This window comes from Pedobacter sp. ASV1-7, from assembly GCF_040203335.1.
Taxonomy (GTDB): domain Bacteria; phylum Bacteroidota; class Bacteroidia; order Sphingobacteriales; family Sphingobacteriaceae; genus Pedobacter.
Map to the genome: position 1 here is coordinate 332,744 of NZ_JBEHBV010000001.1, position 18,578 is coordinate 351,321.

The window sequence follows — 18,578 nt, forward strand, 5'->3', positions numbered from 1 at the left end:
TGAATCACACTATATCTGAACAGGGTGCAAACAGGGTCATTTATATAGTTGTCACCCTGTTATCACCCTCTTATATGTATGTCTTTTCTAAACGGTTTACATCCCTTTACAAATCTTATTTTATATTCTTTTTTTAGATGCTTTAATTGTAATCTTTGGTTTAAATTACACTCTAAATATAAATTATGTGTAAGTTTAGATCTTTCAAAAATCATCATTGATTTAAAAAATACCTATGTTTATTAAAAGAATAACCCTGGCTCTATTTGTAATTTGTACGTCTACTTTAGCAGTATTAGCACAAAAAACAGATACCTTATCTATAACATTAGAGAATGTTCCTTATGCTTATCCGGTAAAATACTTCCCGATTTCTGTTGAGGGGCAGGATGTGCGGATGGCTTATATGGATGTTGCACCTACTCAATTGTCTAATGGCAGAACAGTAATGCTATTTCATGGTAAAAATTTTGCAGGCTATTACTGGTCAGGAGTAATAAAGTCTTTAACTTCAAGAGGGTTCAGAGTAATTGTACCAGATCAGATTGGTTTTGGGAAATCATCTAAACCTTTTATACATTATAGCTTTCATCAGATGGCAGCATGGAATAAAGCGTTGCTTGATGCTTTAGGTATTCAGAAAGCCAGTGTATTGGGCCATTCAATGGGGGGGATGTTGGCTACAAGATTTGCATTGATGTATCCGGAACATACTGAGAAACTACTGCTTGAGAATCCGATCGGACTTGAGGATTATCGCAGATTTGTACCTTATGTTTCCACGGAGCAGCAGTATTCAAATGAATTGAAAGCTACAGCGGAAAGTGTAAGAAAGTATTACCAGAACTCTTATTTCACGGTATGGAAGCCGGAGTATGAGGAGTTGGTTCGTATTGCTGCTGGAGTTACAAATAGTGCAGATTTTCCAAGAGCAGCAAAGGTTGCAGCGATGACTTATACGATGATATATGAGCAACCAGTTGTTTATGAATTTATCAATGTAAGGGTGCCAACTGTTTTATTTATTGGAAAGGAAGATAAAACGATTGTGGGCAAAGGCTTTTTAAGCCCTGATCAGCAAGCTTTATATGGTCAATACAGGTTTTTAGGGAAGCAAACAGCTACTAAAATTCCAGGCGCTAAAATTATTGAATTTGATGGTTGTGGACACATTCCGCATATTGAAATACCAGCAGAGTTTGGTGTTGCCCTTTTAGGTAGTTTGTAAGCTATTTATTTGCCCGGTCTTGTAAAAAGGTTTTTGACAGGATCTCATATAACTCTGGATGTTTCGCTTTTAATTGTGTTGGTTTTTCGAAAAAATATTCAGACACCACAGCAAAAAACTCAGCTTCATTTGTAATTGCATAAGGATTAATGTCCGATTTGCCATTTTCTATATTCTGCATTTCCTGATGAATCATTTTTACCCAGGGTATGGTGTATTCATGTTTCATTAGGTAGTCTGGTACTCCGTCAATTGAACCATCTGATTTATCCAGCAGATGAACAAATTCATGGATTGCTGTATTTTCTTTATCTGTGGCATTAGAAAATCCGTGGAATAGTGCTGCACGCGATAAGATCATCTGACCATTCATATATCCCTCACCAACCATTCCCAAAATACTTCTCTCGGTACCCTCAAATTGAAAATCTTTGTTAAAAGTGTCGGGGTATAGAAGTACCGTGGATAGATTTTTATACTTCCAATCTTCAAAGCCAAACACTGGTATAATGGCACTGGAAGCAATTAGCATCCTATCTAAAGGTTCAACTATTGTACCGACTCCTTCAATACGCGTATATGATAAAAAAGCAACTATCCTTTGTTCAAATTTTTGTTTATCAGCAGCATTCAGCTGCTGATAATATTGGACATGATTAATTAGCAGGTCGCGTTCCTGGTCGCTGAGTGAAATTATTGCAGCTATTTTGGGCGTACGTGCTCTTAAAATAGTATAAACTATAATTATAAATATTGGAATGAGTAAAATAAGAGTAGTAAGCATTGGCTATGCTTCAAGGATCTCTAATTGCGTTATGATTTGATCTTCTGTAACCGGATAAGGGACATCATTTACGATAGCCTGATAAACAGCTTCAAACAATCCAATATAATTGCCATCTTCAGAGTCTACATAGCTCACTTGAGGATTTCCCTGATCATCTATAATGGTTAGGCGGCCTTTACTTTCAACCGGCTCTATTCCATAAACTGGATTATTAAGTTTCATGCCCTTTAGCAATTGTTCTTCCTGAACATCAGAGCGGCCTTTAACAAAAGAACCCGCAGAGCCATGTAATACAAATGCTTTTTGTGGATCAGCTACCAATAAACTTGAAGTTAGGAAAATATTCAGATCGTTTGGATATGCCAGGTGTATCATGAAATAATCGTCTACCTTAGTATTTTCTCTATGTTTCCCAAGTACTTTATAGAAGGAGATCGGCTTGCCAAACAGGCTGATTGCCTGGTCTAACAGATGAGGCCCAAGATCATACAATAGACCACTTGCCGGATTTGGTTCTTCTTTAAAGGTTTTGGGGCCAATGGCTTTTCTATAGCGGTCGTATCTGTAATGCACTTCATTGATTTGGCCCAATTGTCCACTTTCAACAACTTTTTGAATAGAGGTACAATCACTATCCCATCTTCTGTTATGGTAAATAAAGATCTTTTTTCCTACACTTCTAGCAAGGTCAAATAGTTCTTTTGCTTCTGCTGATGTTGGTGTAAATGGTTTTTCGACCAAAACATGTTTTCCTGCCTGGAGACATTTGCGGGTATAATCAACATGAGTGAAATTTGGTGTGTTCACAATCACGAGCTCTATTATTGGATCTGCAATCAACTCATCAAAACTATCATAGCTTTTTACACCTGGATATTCTTGTGCTGCATTTTTCTGATTACGTTCTAATACTGCATGAAATTTGAATCCGGGGTGTGCATCAATAAATGGTGCATGAAACACTTTTCCCGACATACCAAAGGCCAATAAGCCTGTTACTATTGCTTTCTCCATAGCTCTAAAATTAGCAATAAGGTTTCAATTCTCATTCATTTATTATCACAAAGCTGGACTTCGAAATTGTATCTTTGTACCATGAAGCCTGCAGAAACACATGCAAAATGGAAAGTTTTGCAACAAAAGATAGCACAGGAGTTTGACTCTGATGTTCCTGACTTGAAGGTAGTACTGTTTTTAATTGGTGTACAGGAGCTTGGTAAAGGACCTGGCAAATACAGTAAACGTCAAAAGGAAGAACTCATGCATATTGCTACCTGTCGCTTGTTAAGCGAGATGGGATTCTATGAACTGGAAGGCTTAGATCAGGATGGTTGGCCCCATTGGAAACTGGTAAAACCTGTTCCCTCTTTTGCAATGATGGAACAAGAGTTATTGTTAAAATCTCTTGCCATTCATTATTTCGAAGATATCTACGGATCATAGATACACAAATTGTAAATGTAAAAAGCCCGTGTACTTAGTACAACGGGCTTTTATTTTTATAGGTAGATGTAAGTAAGATGAATTATTTTCCTTGAGCCTTAGCTTCGTTTTTCAATTGGTCATTGGCAACGATAACTACCTCAACTCTACGGTTTGCAGCTCTTCCAGCTTCCGTTGAATTATCTTCGATTGGCTCAGAAAAACCCTTTCCTAAAGTGATCAGACGAGATGCTGGTACACCTTGAGAAACTGCATAAGCTTTAACAGCTGCAGCTCTTCTTTCCGAAAGCCCCATATTGTATGCCTCAGTACCTTTATTGTCAGTATGGCCAATTACTTTAATATCTGTTCCTGGGTATTGGTTAATCGAACTAGCTAATGATTTAACGTTTGTTTTGGCTTGAGCAGTTAAGTCAGATTTATCAAAACCGAATAAAATACCACTATCAAACTTAACAATGATACCTTCTCCCTCACGGATTACCTCTGCATTAGGAATAGCATTTTGTATTTCTGCAGCTTGTTTATCCATCCTTTTACCGATAAAACCACCGGCAGTACCACCAACCGCAGCACCAATAATAGCACCAACAGCAGTATTACCAGCTTTTTTGCCAATAATTGCACCGATGACACCACCCGTAGCAGCACCAATACCTGCTCCTTTTTGTGTTTTTGTTAAACTATCACAACCTTGAAATGCCATCGCACCAAGAGATAATGCTATACTAAATGTTGCTATTTTAAATTTTGAAGTCATCATAATTGTATTCATTTGTTATAAATTCGATTAGTCAAACCTAATGCCAAGATTTTTTGTTTCTGTATAAAAAGCGGTTGATTTGAAAATATGGGATGCGAAATCCTTAAAATGGTTATGATTAATGCGAGAATGACCCAAAACTAAGGTTGTGTGATTTTTGTGTGACTGTTTTTCTAGACACGTTGAGTTTATTCCGAAAAATATTCTTTTAACTCTTCTAATGTATTTTCGTCTTTATTGAAATCTTTTATGATTAATCCCTTTTCTAAAAGAATAATTCTATCACATACATCGGTAACATGGTTCAGATCGTGACTGGATATGATTGTAGTAATTGCCTGTTCGGTTTTTAGTGATCTGATCAATGTGATAAGGCGGATTTGTGTAGTGGGGTCTAAATTGGCAAATGGTTCATCTAGTATCAGTAACTCCGGTTTTTGCATGATGGCAGTGGCTATTCCAATTTTGTTTTGATTACCTTTTGAGAAATCCCGGATGTATTTGCCTCTGTTAACGATTTCTCCATTAAAAAACTCTTCATATTGTTTCAGATAGTCCATTACTTGTGCTGCAGTTAGATTATGTAAACTACCGATAAATATAAAATACTCTTCCGGGGTCAGGTAGTCTATTAAAAAACCCTCATCCAGATAAGAAGCAGTATAGTCTTTCCATGCATCATGGATAGACACATCTTTCCCTTTTGATAATATATGTCCATGAGTAGGTCGGATTAAATCGAGTAGCATTCTGAATAGTGTGGTTTTTCCAGCACCATTATTACCAACAAGACCAATTGTCTCTCCAACATTGATTTTTAAATCACTAATGTCGACAACTGTTCTGTTTCCGTAAACTTTTTTTAAGTCTGAGATTTCTAAGATCATAATTTTTTTATAGGCCTTAATATTTTAAAGTTCTTGAATGTTAACGTTGTCTAAATCCTTCTCCGATTTTATATTTTCTTTTATTCAATTCTTTAACCAGGAATGTTATCCAGAAGTTTCTGGTAGATAAGAAGATTATTCCGACCAAGCCTAAACACGCTATACCCCAATAAGGATGGCCATAATAAGAAAATGGCCAGTAAAACACATACGGTAGCACAAAGTATGGGATTACCATTATAAACTGACTAGCACCCACACCCTGATTATTAAATGCTGCCCGTTTATTTAAGTCTATGGCTTTTGAATTTCTTGTTGCAAAATAAAGAATGATTATGGTACCTATTCCAATATTATATAAATACGTAGCGAGTTGAATGTACAATACTTTCCAGCTGATGAGTCCATAGAGGCAGGTGATTACCATTACAATGGAAGATATTGCTGTGAAGAACAAAAGCTTTGAGGTAATAAAATCCTTAAGGCTGATTTTATTCGCCATCAAACCATCAAAATGTGCTGCCTGCCAGCCAAACATAAACTGCCCATACATAGAAATACTAGTACCTGTCATAAATACTGCAGCAAAAATGATTGAATTTATTCTATCCTGTTCTATTAGATCCTGTCTGTAAAAGATTAAGCCATAAAACAGGAAAAATAGAGTCATGAATAACATAGTACGCGTCCTTTTATGTCTTAAAATAAGTTTAAGCTCCAGTGCTGTTAAGACTCCAACAGGACCAAACCTGTCCAGAAAAGGATAATCTGTACTCATTTTTTTTACCTCGGCAGCACTTAATTCTTCTATGTACATGTTACTTTTTAGGTATGCCTTATTTAGCATCAGGACAAGTATTGCTGCAATGGTAAAAGCAAAACCAGTTATGGGATATAAGGCAATAATTTCGAATACAGTATTTGATATTGCTGAGATAGAAAAGATTTTAAAATATTCCATTGCTGCTAAAGTCGAAATAGCCAGTACAACAAGTAAGATTGCCTTAATACTGAGGGTAGTTAGCCGTTTGATATACATGACCGCATAATTATTAAATATGCAGAGGGATAATATGGTAACGATATACATGACAGCAGCAAAATAACCATGAATATCAGCTATGGCGGTACAGCAAAAGGGAATAAATATAAATAGAGGTAAAATATTAAAAGCAGTAAATGAAGAGCGGATATTTAGAAAATTCACCAGATTGTTTCTTGAGATTTTTAAATGCAGATATGGTGCGACACTCAATGTTGGTAATTCTTGTAATTGCATGCGCATTACAAAATCAACCGCAAAATAGTAAAGTATAAAACCATTAAATACAGAGATGGTATCTTTATCTGGAAAGACTTTTTCAATAATTATTTCCATACTTACGCCAATACCGATAGCCAAAACAAGGAGATATAATACAGCGAGTCCAATAAAAATATTTGCAGCGATACTGCTTCCTTTATTTCTTGAACGCCAGAAAGCTTTCCATTGATGATCTAAAAAGACTGCGAGCATATATTATAGAATTAGTAGTTGTATTTGGTTTTCCAGTTTTTTCTCAGCTGTTCTCTTAGTTTTTCTTCAGCGGGATTACTCCCTGGGTCATACAATTTAGTTCCACTTAATTCCTCTGGCAGGTATTCCTGTGGAGCAAAATTGCCTTCATAACCATGTGAATACTTATAGTCCTTCCCATAACCAATGTTCTTCATCAATTTAGTGGGCGCATTGCGAATATGTAAAGGGACAGGTAAGTTTCCGGTTTGCTTAACCAACATTTGCGCTTTATTTATCGCTTCGTAAGCAGCATTACTTTTTACAGATGAAGCCATATAGGTTACAGCTTGAGATAAAATAATCCTTGATTCAGGAAAGCCGATTACGTTAACAGCCTGAAAGCAATTATTTGCTAATAATAATGCATTTGGATTTGCATTCCCAATATCCTCAGAAGCGAGTATAACCAATCGTCTAGCAATAAACAATGGATCTTCACCGCCTTCAATCATTCGGGCAAGCCAATAAACTGCACCATTAGGGTCACTGCCCCTGATGGACTTTATAAATGCAGAGATGATGTCGTAATGTTGTTCCCCGGCTTTATCGTATAAGGCTAGATTTTGCTGCGCATGAGCTAACACACTTTCATTGGTTAGTGTTATTTTGCTGCCACCTATACCATTGATAGCAATTTCTAAAACATTTAGCAATTTCCTTGCGTCCCCACCAGATAAACGAATTAAAGCCTCATGCTCTTTGATGTTGATTTTCTTTTCTTTAAGAATAACATCTTCTTTAATTGCCGTTTGCAATAGCCCTGATAGGTCTTCTTCATTCAATGCTTTTAAGATGTAAACCTGGCATCGGGATAGTAAAGCTGAGATTACTTCAAAGGATGGGTTCTCAGTAGTAGCGCCGATCAATGTTACTAAGCCCCTTTCTACAGCGCCAAGCAAGCTGTCTTGTTGTGATTTGCTGAAGCGGTGAATCTCATCAATAAATAAAATGGGTAGACCCATAAAGCTGTCTTTAAGTGCCGCTGCTCTATCTATCACATCTCTAATGTCTTTTACTCCAGAGTTAATTGCACTAAGGTTAAAGAAAGGACGGTCTAATGTTTGGGAAATGATATAGGCAAGTGTTGTTTTGCCAACTCCTGGAGGCCCCCAAAAAATCATTGACGGAAGTTGTCCACTTTGTATGGCCTTTCTTAAAACTGCATCAGGTCCTACCAGATGTTGTTGCCCCACATACTCATCCAGATTCTGTGGGCGCATACGTTCGGCTAAAGGAGGGAGGTTTTGCATAAAAGTAAAGATACGCAGAAACCCGTTTATCTTATTCTGCTTTTGGTTTCTTTTTCCAGAATTTGCGTTTTGGTTTTCCTTTAACTGAGCCAGGCTTCTTCTCAGATTTTAATGCGGCTGAGTCTCCCGCTTTCTCAATCGGAGCTTCGCCAATATGTTCTGGTAATGGCATCCTGTCTATCTGTTTCTCTATCAACTTTTCAATAAGAGCCAGTTTGCGTTTATCCCTATGATTAACCAAAGTAATGGCAGTACCTTTAGTCGCCGCTCTTGCTGTACGTCCAATGCGGTGAACATAATCTTCTGCATCATGAGGAACGTCAAAGTTAACGACCAGATCTATGCCCTCTACATCAATACCTCTGCTTAATACATCAGTCCCGATTATGATGGGCAATTGCCTGTTTTTAAATTGTAGTAAGATGGCTTCCCTTTCTTTTTGTCCAAGATCAGAGTGGAAAGATTCTGCTTTTAGGCCCAATTTCCTAAACACTTTGCCAAGATTTTTAACTTTTTCCTTAGTAGAAGCAAAGACTATAATGCTTTTATATTCATCTGTTTTTAGCAGGCTGGTAAGCAATGAGACTTTTTGTTCATCATGAACCATGTATACCTGTTGTGAAATCCCCTCAGCAGGCTTCGAAATAGCAAGGCTGATTTGTTCCGGGTGATGCAACAGGCTCGCAGCAAGCTTTCTGATTTTTGGAGGCATGGTGGCAGAGAACATTACTGTTTGTCTTACTTTTGGCAGGTAACTTACAATTTTCACAATGTCATCGTAAAAACCCATGTCCAACATCCTGTCAGCCTCGTCAAGTACCAGGTGTTGTAATTGATCAAGTTTCAAAACACCGGAAGAAAGATGAGATATCAAGCGTCCCGGTGTGGCGATAATAATATCGACACCCTCACGCATTGATCTTTTTTGCTGTTCATAAGCAATTCCATCACCACCACCGTAAACGGTTAGTGAGCTTATATTTGTGAAATAAGAAAGAGCTTCCACCTGCAGGTCTATCTGCTGTGCAAGCTCTCTTGTTGGTGCTAATATCAATGTGTTATTATGACGCTCTTCCGTTCCTGCAATCATATTCATGATAGGCAGAAGGTATGCCCCTGTTTTTCCTGTTCCCGTCTGTGCACAGGCAATTAAATCTTTCTTAGCTGAGATAAGTGGAATTGCCTGTTGCTGGATTGGAGTTGCATTACGGAACCCCATTGCTAATAACCCTTCTAGTAGTTCAGGGTTAAAATTAAAATCTTTAAAATCCAATATACTTTTATGTTGTTAGTATTTACCCTATAAAAGTAAACTATTTATTTTACTTATTCTTATCTGCGTAACCAAACACCTTTTGTAAGAGAGGAGTAGACCTTGCTCCGAGTTGATCTCGGATTTTAAGTTCTTCTTGTGCAACCTGTATAAACATACCGTCAATAGCTTTTTGTGCTACGTAATCTGACAAATCTGTATTTAGAGGTTTTACCAATGGAAGTTTGTTGTACTGTCCAGTTGCATCCCCCCAATACTTCGTTGCTCCAACTTTTGCTAAACTAGTATTGATTACTGGTTTAAACTTTTCCATCAGCTGTGCTGTAGTTACTCTTTTAAAATAATTGGTTGCAGCATCTTGTTTACCTAATAATATGTTGGTTGCATCAGTAATAGTCATTTGTTTAATTGCAGATACAAAAATAGGCTTTGCTTCTTTTGCTGCATCTTCAGCTGCACGGTTCAGACTCAAAATTACATTGTCGGCAAGTTTGCCCATGCCAATGCTACGAAGTGTCTTTTCTACCTTTTGCGCCTCCGGAGGAAATAGGATTTTTACAGCCATATTTCCCATAAATCCATCTTTTGCTGAAAGCAAATCTGCCCCACGAGATGTGCCTATTTCAAGCGCCTGTTTAATACCTGAAGCAATCTCTAATGTGCTTGGGTTTCCACTTGCTGATGTTCCACTCCCAGTTATTTTTTTAAAGATATCTCCAATTTTCAATTGAGCTTGTGCCGGTAAGTTGATCGCCAGTAAGCAAGCTAGAAAGGTAGTGTAAGCAAGTTTAATGTGTTTCATTTTGTATGCTGGTTATTTTTCGATCGAAGATAGCAAATCTCCGGCCATTAATCTGGCAGATTTTACTAGTTTAATAAATTCAGAACGATAACCTTCTTTATCCTTACCCATTGCTCCCGAAGCTGTTTGTATAACACGCTCAAATGAAGCATTCTGTTTAAAATCTGACTGCCTGATTAACATTCCAAATTCGGCAACACTTGCTGCAAATCGGAAGTTATTACTGGTATTGATAAGAGGAGAAGAACGATCAACAACGGCTTCCTGTATCATTTTGCTGGTATGGCCATTGGGATCTTTATACCTTAGTTTTACAGTTAACATCTCCCTGCTATTGCCATTGGTTTTGGTTTTTTTGTTTTCCTGATATTTTAAATCATCAATAGTACCTGCGAAACTACTTTTAACACCTGTTGGGATTATTTCATATAAAGCAGTTACTGTATGGCCAGAGCCCATTTCTCCAGCGTCTTTTGTGTCGTCATTAAAATCACGGTCTTCCAATAATCTATTTTCATAGCCAACTAAACGGTAAGCCTGTACTTTTTCAGGATTAAATTCAACCTGTAACTTGACATCTTTTGCAATCGTAAACAAGGTGCCGCCAAATTCGTTGATTAACACTTTTCGGGCTTCACTTATGTTATCGATATAGGCATAATTTCCATTGCCTTTGTTGGCCAGTGTTTCCATTTTGCTATCTTTTATATTGCCCATGCCGTAACCAAGTACGGTTAAATAGATACCTGTTTTACGTTTTTCCTCAATCAAAGTTTGCATGTCTTTATCGCTTGAAGCTCCTACATTAAAATCGCCATCTGTAGCAAGAATGACTCTGTTGTTTCCTCCTTTAATAAAGTTTTGTCCAGCCACTTTATATGCAAGTTCAATACCAGCACCACCTGCTGTTGAACCACCTGCACTTAAGGCATTCAAGGCTTCTTTAATTTTTGATTTATCGGAGCCTGCCGTAGCTGGAAGGACTAATCCAGATCTTCCAGCATAAACAACTATAGCTACTTTATCTTTAGCGCGAAGCTGATCGGCCAAAAGTTTAAAAGAAGAAACTAATAAAGGCAGTTTGTTTGGCACATTCATAGAGCCGGAAACATCAATTAGAAATACAAGGTTAGAGGCGGGAAGATTGTCTGTCGCAATTTTCTTGCCCTGCAAGCCGATTTGTACTAGTTTATGCTTTGTGTTCCATGGTGCTGTTGAAATTTCTGTTATAATGTTTACAGGTGCATTTCCTTTGGGTTGTGGATATTCATAATCAAAATAATTGATCATCTCTTCTACCCTTACCGCATCTTTAGGTGGTAATGAGCCATTGTTTATAAAGCGACGTACATTACTATAGGATGCTGCATCAACATCAATGGAAAAAGTTGATAATGGATTTTTGAAGGGGTTTTGGAAGCCGTTTTCTTTAACTGTTGCATAGCTTTCAGTGTTTTGTTGGATATAAATACCCTTATGCACGGAAGACATTCCCCTAATAACTATGTTTTGAGCAGATCTTTGGGCGGGATCTGCTTTTTGCATCTCATATTGTGGTTCCTGACTTTTAATGACCATTTCTTTAAGCCTAAGGTTTGTGGCTTCGAGCTCGATATTTATGATTAATGAGTTGCCGATTTTTATAGTCTGAGTTTTGTAACCGATATAAGTAAACTTAAGTTGGCTATTTTCATTTTCTATGGTTATGCTATATTTTCCATCCTTATCGGTTACTACATGTTTTTTGCTGTTCCTTGTACTGACTTGTACTCCCGGGATGGGGTGTCTGGATATTTTGTCTATAACTGTTCCGGTAATTACTTTCACTGAAGCATGACTTTCCTGGAAGCTCATAAATATGAGTAGAACTAAGGGTAGCAATAATCTTTTCATAATCATTCTGTTTTTCAAATGATGCCTGCTTTGAAGAATTTCCATACCAGTGTCAGAAAATATTTTTATACTTGAGCAGATTATGCCTTAAATACCCATTGAAGTTTATAAAAAATAATAGCGCTAAACAGGAGCAGGATGATGCTGCTTTAATTGCACACTATAAGAGTAGTGGCAATCTGGAGGTATTGGGTACACTTTATAATAAGTATATGCACCTTGTTTTTGGGGTTTGCTTAAATTATTTGAAAGATGAGGAGCAAAGTAAGGATGCGGTAATGCAGATATTTGAGGAGCTTGTACTAAAGCTAAGGGTTCATGAGGTTCAGAATTTTAAAAGTTGGCTTCATGTACTTACGCGCAACCACTGTTTAATGGCATTACGTAAACAATCTAAACATACTACGGTTTCTATAGATGATACTTTTGTGGAAAACACAGATTTTGTGCATCTTGATATTGATGATACAAAAGAGAAGAAGCTAACCGTTATGGAAAAGTGTATGGAAACACTTACGGAAGAGCAGCGCGTGAGCGTTGACTTGTTTTATTTGCAGGAAAAATGCTATAAGGAAGTTGCAGATATCACAGGTTATGAGTTGTTGAAAGTGAAGAGTTATATTCAGAACGGAAAAAGAAATCTTAAAATTTGTATAGAAAAGAATAACGGTGAATAAAGATTGGTTAGATATAGACGTTTTAGAGGATTACCTTGATGGTAAACTTGATGCAAAAACCATGAATAGAGTTGAGCGTGAAGCTTTAGAAGATCCTTTTGTCGCAGAAGCCTTAGCGGGTTTAAGTGCATCGCCAAAACGCTCTTTGCAGTCTATTTCTTTACTTCAGAAGCAATTGCATGAAAGGGTTGCTGAACATAAGAATTTTAAGAAGACTTCCGTAATTACCTGGCAGCGCTTAAGTATTGCTGCTGCTGCTGCGGTTATGTTTGTAGCAGTTAGTGTGATGTTCTGGATGAAAGAAAATAACTATCAGAAAGAGTTGGCTGGCAGGGCTAAAAAGGTTGATGTGACTATTGCGCCCGTTACACCAGAAGTTGTGCCTCCTGCTGTTCAATCTGCACCAGTTATAGCTAGTGAATCTGCTGATGAAATAAGAGAAAAGGAAATTGAAAAAGCTGTTAAAGTGGCAAAAACGAACAGTTATGCTGCACGGGTTAAACCAAGGGCAAGCTTGCCCCCTGCGGCTGCGGATCAGCTAAACGAAACTGTTGTTTCTGTTGATCCAGTCAAACGCAAGGCTTTTGTTGAGTCATTGTCTGTTGCAGCAGCACCATTACAAACAAGAAGTATAGATTCTTTAACTTTGAATGAAGTAGTAGTTGTAGGATATGGTGCACAAAAAAAAGTGAGTATTACAGATAGTTCCAGAGTTAATGCCGCGCTTTCAGGACGAGTTGCCGGTGTGATGATTAGAGGGTCGGCTAGTAAGGTTAACAAAGGGCCATTGATCTCAAACCCTATTGGTGGATGGGATAAATTATGGACTTACATTGACAAGAATAATGCTTTTAAAAACGAAGAATTATCAGGACAATTTGTTCAGTTGGAATTTAAAATAGGGAAAGACGGATCTCCGGAGGACATAAAAATATTGAAATCTGCTGATCAAAAGTATGTACAAGAAGCCATCAGGTTACTTTTAAATGGGCCTAAATGGGAACAGCCAACAAAAGAAAATAGCAAGATGACCTTTAAAATAGACTTTTAACAGAACGGCCTGTTTCATCATCATGAAACAGGCCGTTCTGTGTTATACTATCTTAAATTCTTAAAAGAAAAGGTGGATTACACTGAATAAGATTGCGGCAAGTGTTGCAGAAACAGGGATCGTTAAAACCCATGCCCAAAGCAAACTTACTGTTACTCCCCAGCGAACTGCTGAAACCCTTTTTAATAAACCAACACCAACAATAGAACCTGTAATGGTATGGGTTGTAGAAACCGGGATACCAAAGTGTTCTGTGATACCTAAGGTTACAGCACCAGCAGTCTCGGCAGCAACGCCTTCAAATGCATTTACTTTAGTGATTTTTGATCCCATTGTTTTGACAATTTTCCATCCTCCACTCATTGTTCCTAGGGCAATAGCCGCATAACAAGTAAGAGGAATCCATTCAGGCATTGTATCTCCAGAGTTCAATACATTACCGGCAACCATGGCTACATAAATGATACCCATAACTTTTTGAGCGTCATTACCACCATGTGTAAAACTCAATGCAGCAGATGAAATTAGCTGAAGGCGTTTAAACCATTTCTCCGCCACTGATGGCCTGGCATTTTTTGAAATATGTAAGATTATAATGGATATGATTACTGATATGATCATACCTATTACGGGTGCAAGTACAATAAATGCCACAACCTTTAGAATTGGAGCAAAATTAATGGCCGACATTACATCGGCACCCATAGAAAATGCTTTTGCCATTCCTGCTCCTGCAAAACCGCCTATTAGCGTGTGAGAAGAACTGGAAGGAATACCAAACCACCAGGTAAATAAGTTCCAGGCAATAGCTGCAAGGAGTCCTGAAAGGATTACTTCAAGTGTAATAAAGTTTTCTACTACAGTTTTAGCAATGGTATTGGCAACTTTGTGATCTGTAAAATAAAAATATGCTGCGAAGTTGAATACTGCAGCCCATAATACCGCCTGAAATGGTGATAGTACCTTTGTAGATACAATGGTTGCAATAGAGTTTGCAGCGTCATGAAAGCCGTTTATGTAATCGAAGGCAATGGCCAGGAAGATCACAACGACCAATAAAGTAGTTACCATTTTTTTGAAGGTTTAAGCATTCTTTACCAAAATAGATTCCAGCACATTCGCCGCATCTTCACATTTGTCTGTAGCCGTTTCTAAGGTTTGGAGCACTTCCTTTTGTTTAATCAATTCAATGGCATTTGTTTCAAACTCGAACAAACGGGCAATAGCAAGGTTGCAAACATAATCTGCCTGATTTTCTCCACTGTTGATGCGTACACATGCATCAGCAATAACGCGAATATTTTTAAAGCTTCTTAATTCTTTAATAGCTTTTTCAAGATCTGTACACATTTCTACCAATAGCTCAGCAAGTTTAATCATTGCGTCTCCAATGATAGTTACATTATAAAGTTCTATGTTGCTGGCTGATGCATGAATGTAATCTGCAATATCATCAACTGCAGTAGCTAATGCATGGATATCTTCCCTGTCGAAAGGGGTGATGAAGTTTTTGCTTAGTTCAAGGAAAATAGAATGGGTAATGTCGTCGCCAACATGCTCCAGGCGTTCTATTTCTTTAATGTGTTCTTTTCTTTTTTCCAGGTCTGTTGCACTTAACGCAAGCAATAAGGCCTGAGAAATCTTTAAAGCGTTACTTCCTGCCTGCTCAAATAAGGGCTGGAACTTTTTATCTTTCGGTGTGAAGAACTTAAAAATGCTGTTCATATTGATTTAAAATATGGTACAAAAGTATGAGTGTAATGTTAACTTAGTGTTAAGTGTTAAGTTATTTTTACAAATACATCTGACTGTTAGCCAATCTTTTCAAGTGTAAAGGCAAAAGTAGTACCGATTTGTAATGTACTTCTTACTGATATAATTTGCTCATGAGCTTCTAGAATGTGCTTTACAATGGCCAGACCGAGCCCTGTTCCGCCTTCTTGTCTTGATCTATGTGAATCTATTCTATAAAAGCGTTCAAATAAACGGGCGAGGTGTTTTTCATCGATTCCGATACCATCATCTGTTACTTCTATCAGGTATTGATCATGTAATTCGAATATTTTTATGGCAGTCGACCCATTTTCCTTCCCATATTTTAAGGAATTATGAATCAGATTGATCAAAACCTGTCTGATTTTTTCACGATCTGCTCGTACGAATGCAGGATGTGTATACTTATCCTTGAATGAAAGTTTGATATGCTTCTTGTTAGCTGTATCTTCAAGGCCTTCCATCACCTCCCGGGCCAGTGGTACAAAATCAAAACGCTCATAGTTAATAGGTACCTCTCCGGTTTCTAACTTTGAGATAGAGTCGAGATCGTTAATGAGATAGCTTAATCGCTCTACATTCTTATCTGCTTTGTCTAAGAATTTGGCGGCCATTTCCGGATCTTCCTTCAAACAATCCTGAATAGTTTCTATGTATCCTTGAATGGCAAATAAGGGGGTTTTAAACTCATGTGAAACGTTCGAAAGGAATTCTCTTCTGAACTTTTCTTGTTTTTTTAGTTCTTCGATCTCTCTTTTCTTTGCTCCTGCCCATTCTTTTACTTCCTGTTCAACGTCATTAATTGGATCAGAGCTTACATATTCACCCAAAGCATCTTTAAGATCTTTACCAAGTTTTAGATTATGAATCATTTTATAAATCAAGACAATTTTCGAATAGATATACTTCTCAAGTAAATAATAAAATACAATGAAACTAGTGATGAAAGTAACTGCAAAAGATACCAGCATATAATACCAGTTTTGCTGGAAATAATAATTAACCAGACCGATAGAGAGACCCACTGCGAAAGCAGCAATTAATACTAAAACACTTAATTTCATTCCTATAAATTTAAAGCACAATCATATGCTTGCCTGAGGAGCAATTTACAAGATAAAATTTTTATAAACCCATCTTTTCAGTAAGATATTTCCAATATCTTTTTGGCACATGCTGTACATGTAGTTTTGTGTTTTTTCGCGCGGCAATATTAGTACTTTTGAAATAGTCTTTCCATAATGTCGCATACAGTTTTTCATTGTCAGCCTGAATACTTGCTGTTGGGATTTGAAGTCTTTTTTCTTCATCATGGTTAAGGCTTACTTCTTCCACTCTATTAAGGTCGTAATATAAGCCATAATGTCTGGTAAGGTCATAAATTAGCCATTTTTGATCTGCATACCGGTCTCTAAAATGGTTCATGATTAGAGGTAACACATTAAAATCCGGATCTATACCACAGTAAAAAATACCATTTTCGGCATGCTGAAACCTTATAAAAGCTTCCATTCTATGCTTTTCCCTTTCTACTTTTCTGGAAATTTGGGAGATGGAAAGTACGAAAGGGTTTCCATAATTGAAGGTTGCTCCATTAGGATTTAAGAAAATATAACAGCAAAATTCAAACAAGTGTTGATAGGCTTCTGTAGACTCTGAAAGAAATGTACAGTAAAAACGCCTCATCCAATTTTTATCTAATTTCTTTTGAAGTCCTTTCCATACTCTATCTGCCTTGCTACTGTCGTTGTATATTTTTAGTACTGGTCTGAAGACATCTGGTTGATGATGCTTTTCTAATTGAATTGAGATTCTTCCTGGTTTTCGTTCAAACCATTCGAATACAGCACAAAGAAGACTTTCTAGACTTCCATCGATTAAGTAAATCATTTTTCTTTAAAACAAGTTCAATTGTTGAGTATCGTTTTTTAGATATTTGCTCTGGCTTTCTGCTAATATGAATGATTTGATCTGAGTACCTTGATAGTCTTTAAGTTGGTACGGAGTATCTGAGCACCTGATAAAGTGCTTTGCTCTATTGTAAGCAACTCCAATTTTCTTGAGCTGATCAATCCTTAGTTTTCCGAACTTTCTTGCTTGCACTATCTTCTTGGCTGACTCCACTCCGATACCTGGAATCCTCAGGATCATTTTATAGGCAGCAATATTGATGTCGACAGGGAAGAATTGCAAGTTCCTAAGTGCCCAGCTAAGTTTTGGGTCTATGTCTGCATCTAATTGTGGGTTCGCATCATTTAATAGTTCATTGACATGGAAACCATAAAATCGCATTAGCCAATCGGTTTGATAAAGTCGGTTTTCACGAACGAGGGGAGGTTGACTACCAATCATAGGTAGGCGGTTATCATTACTTATAGGAATATACCCCGAATAATAAACCCTTTTCAGTGAGAAATTCTTATAAAATACATCTGCCATTTGCATAATATCTTTATCTGTTTCAGGTGTGGCGCCTATAACCATTTGCGTACTTTGTCCAGCCGGGACAAACTTTGGTATGCTTTTGATTAGTTTTTTCTCATCCTTTAATTGTATGATCTGATTTTGAATAAGTGCTAATGGTCGTTTCACATCTTCATGACTCTTTTCAGGCGCAAGTAGTTTTAATCCGCTTTCTGTAGGCATCTCAAGGTTAATACTCATTCTATCTGCATATAATCCTGCTTCTCTAATCAAGTCTTCACTAGCACCTGGAATAGTTTTTAGATGAATATATCCATTGAAACGTTCTTCGAGTCTCAATTTTTTAACCACTTTCAACAGACGTTCCATGGTAAAGTCTGCATTTTTAAAGATTCCGGAGCTTAGAAAAAGACCTTCGATGAAATTCCTTCTGTAAAAATTTATAGTTAATGAAACAACTTCTTCTACTGTAAAGGCAGCACGTTCTATATCATTACTTTTTCTGGATACACAGAAAGCACAGTCATAAATGCAATGATTAGTTAGTAAGATCTTTAATAAAGAAACGCATCGTCCATCTTCTGTATAAGTATGGCAGATTCCCGAAGCATGACTATTGCCAAGTCCTTTGTTGTCATTTTTTCTCGTTCCTCCACTTGATGAACACGAGACATCATATTTGGCCGCATCCGCAAGGATGTTTAGCTTCTCTCTAATCCGCTCCGACATATTAGCATATTTTACTAACAAATGTAGTAAAATATGCTAA

At 37.3% G+C, this 18,578-nt stretch carries 18 protein-coding genes; 4 read left to right on the forward strand and 14 right to left on the reverse strand.

Annotation, left to right across the window (positions count from 1 at the left end):
- The first annotated feature begins 235 nt into the window (after window positions 1–235).
- The gene (locus ABDJ41_RS01535; protein WP_349783971.1) at window positions 236–1,228 is read left to right on the forward strand and encodes an alpha/beta fold hydrolase; all 993 of its coding nucleotides are present in this window, start codon (window positions 236–238) and stop codon (window positions 1,226–1,228) included.
- Between the two features lies 1 nt (window position 1,229).
- Here ABDJ41_RS01535 and ABDJ41_RS01540 read toward each other — a convergent pair whose 3' ends face one another.
- Window positions 1,230–2,012 carry a M90 family metallopeptidase gene (locus tag ABDJ41_RS01540; protein WP_349783972.1) on the reverse strand — a complete coding sequence of 261 codons (783 nt, stop codon included), beginning with the start codon at window positions 2,010–2,012 and terminating at the stop codon, window positions 1,230–1,232.
- Window positions 2,013–2,015: 3 nt separating this feature from the next.
- Window positions 2,016–3,029: a Gfo/Idh/MocA family oxidoreductase gene (locus ABDJ41_RS01545; RefSeq protein WP_349783973.1), complete on the reverse strand. Its 1,014-nt coding sequence runs from the start codon at window positions 3,027–3,029 to the stop codon at window positions 2,016–2,018.
- Window positions 3,030–3,110: 81 nt separating this feature from the next.
- On the opposite strand from ABDJ41_RS01545, the gene ABDJ41_RS01550 reads away from it, so the two are divergent.
- Window positions 3,111–3,458 (forward strand): hypothetical protein, encoded by a 348-nt coding sequence (locus tag ABDJ41_RS01550; RefSeq protein WP_349783974.1) that lies wholly within the window; start codon window positions 3,111–3,113, stop codon window positions 3,456–3,458.
- 82 nt (window positions 3,459–3,540) lie between these two features.
- Here the strand turns inward: ABDJ41_RS01550 and ABDJ41_RS01555 are convergent, their stop codons facing one another.
- From ABDJ41_RS01555 to ABDJ41_RS01585, 7 genes are all read right to left on the reverse strand, one after another.
- Complete coding sequence (locus tag ABDJ41_RS01555) at window positions 3,541–4,221, reverse strand: YiaD family glycine zipper/OmpA-like lipoprotein (protein WP_349784723.1); 681 nt, start codon at window positions 4,219–4,221, stop codon at window positions 3,541–3,543.
- A 188-nt stretch (window positions 4,222–4,409) separates the two neighbouring features.
- Window positions 4,410–5,108, reverse strand: a complete 699-nt coding sequence (locus ABDJ41_RS01560) for an ABC transporter ATP-binding protein (RefSeq protein WP_349783975.1) — start codon at window positions 5,106–5,108, stop codon at window positions 4,410–4,412.
- A gap of 40 nt (window positions 5,109–5,148) precedes the next feature.
- Entirely contained in the window at window positions 5,149–6,624 is a 1,476-nt protein-coding gene (locus ABDJ41_RS01565) for a DUF5687 family protein (RefSeq protein ID WP_349783976.1), read from the reverse strand.
- Window positions 6,625–6,635: 11 nt separating this feature from the next.
- A complete protein-coding gene (locus tag ABDJ41_RS01570) occupies window positions 6,636–7,916 on the reverse strand; it encodes a replication-associated recombination protein A (protein ID WP_349783977.1) in 1,281 nt (426 codons plus the stop codon).
- A 31-nt stretch (window positions 7,917–7,947) separates the two neighbouring features.
- Window positions 7,948–9,189 carry a DEAD/DEAH box helicase gene (locus ABDJ41_RS01575; RefSeq protein ID WP_349783978.1) on the reverse strand — a complete coding sequence of 414 codons (1,242 nt, stop codon included), beginning with the start codon at window positions 9,187–9,189 and terminating at the stop codon, window positions 7,948–7,950.
- Window positions 9,190–9,238: 49 nt separating this feature from the next.
- The gene (locus ABDJ41_RS01580; RefSeq protein WP_349783979.1) at window positions 9,239–9,991 is read right to left on the reverse strand and encodes a DUF4197 domain-containing protein; all 753 of its coding nucleotides are present in this window, start codon (window positions 9,989–9,991) and stop codon (window positions 9,239–9,241) included.
- 12 nt (window positions 9,992–10,003) lie between these two features.
- Entirely contained in the window at window positions 10,004–11,884 is a 1,881-nt protein-coding gene (locus tag ABDJ41_RS01585; protein WP_349783980.1) for a YfbK domain-containing protein, read from the reverse strand.
- A 98-nt stretch (window positions 11,885–11,982) separates the two neighbouring features.
- On the opposite strand from ABDJ41_RS01585, the gene ABDJ41_RS01590 reads away from it, so the two are divergent.
- Window positions 11,983–12,561, forward strand: coding sequence for an RNA polymerase sigma factor (locus ABDJ41_RS01590; protein WP_349783981.1), 579 nt, complete (start codon window positions 11,983–11,985; stop codon window positions 12,559–12,561).
- The gene (locus ABDJ41_RS01595; protein WP_349783982.1) at window positions 12,554–13,612 is read left to right on the forward strand and encodes an energy transducer TonB; all 1,059 of its coding nucleotides are present in this window, start codon (window positions 12,554–12,556) and stop codon (window positions 13,610–13,612) included. The genes ABDJ41_RS01590 and ABDJ41_RS01595 overlap by 8 nt, the downstream gene beginning before the upstream one ends.
- 60 nt (window positions 13,613–13,672) lie before the next feature.
- On the opposite strand, the gene ABDJ41_RS01600 is transcribed toward ABDJ41_RS01595, so the two are convergent.
- From ABDJ41_RS01600 to ABDJ41_RS01620, 5 genes are all read right to left on the reverse strand, one after another.
- A complete protein-coding gene (locus tag ABDJ41_RS01600; protein ID WP_349783983.1) occupies window positions 13,673–14,683 on the reverse strand; it encodes an inorganic phosphate transporter in 1,011 nt (336 codons plus the stop codon).
- Window positions 14,684–14,695: 12 nt separating this feature from the next.
- Window positions 14,696–15,337: a DUF47 domain-containing protein gene (locus tag ABDJ41_RS01605; protein ID WP_349783984.1), complete on the reverse strand. Its 642-nt coding sequence runs from the start codon at window positions 15,335–15,337 to the stop codon at window positions 14,696–14,698.
- An 86-nt stretch (window positions 15,338–15,423) separates the two neighbouring features.
- Window positions 15,424–16,449, reverse strand: coding sequence for a sensor histidine kinase (locus ABDJ41_RS01610; RefSeq protein ID WP_349783985.1), 1,026 nt, complete (start codon window positions 16,447–16,449; stop codon window positions 15,424–15,426).
- A gap of 61 nt (window positions 16,450–16,510) precedes the next feature.
- Window positions 16,511–17,275, reverse strand: a complete 765-nt coding sequence (locus ABDJ41_RS01615; RefSeq protein WP_349783986.1) for a TIGR03915 family putative DNA repair protein — start codon at window positions 17,273–17,275, stop codon at window positions 16,511–16,513.
- A 6-nt stretch (window positions 17,276–17,281) separates the two neighbouring features.
- Window positions 17,282–18,538 carry a putative DNA modification/repair radical SAM protein gene (locus ABDJ41_RS01620; protein WP_349783987.1) on the reverse strand — a complete coding sequence of 419 codons (1,257 nt, stop codon included), beginning with the start codon at window positions 18,536–18,538 and terminating at the stop codon, window positions 17,282–17,284.
- Between the last annotated feature and the right edge of the window lie 40 nt (window positions 18,539–18,578).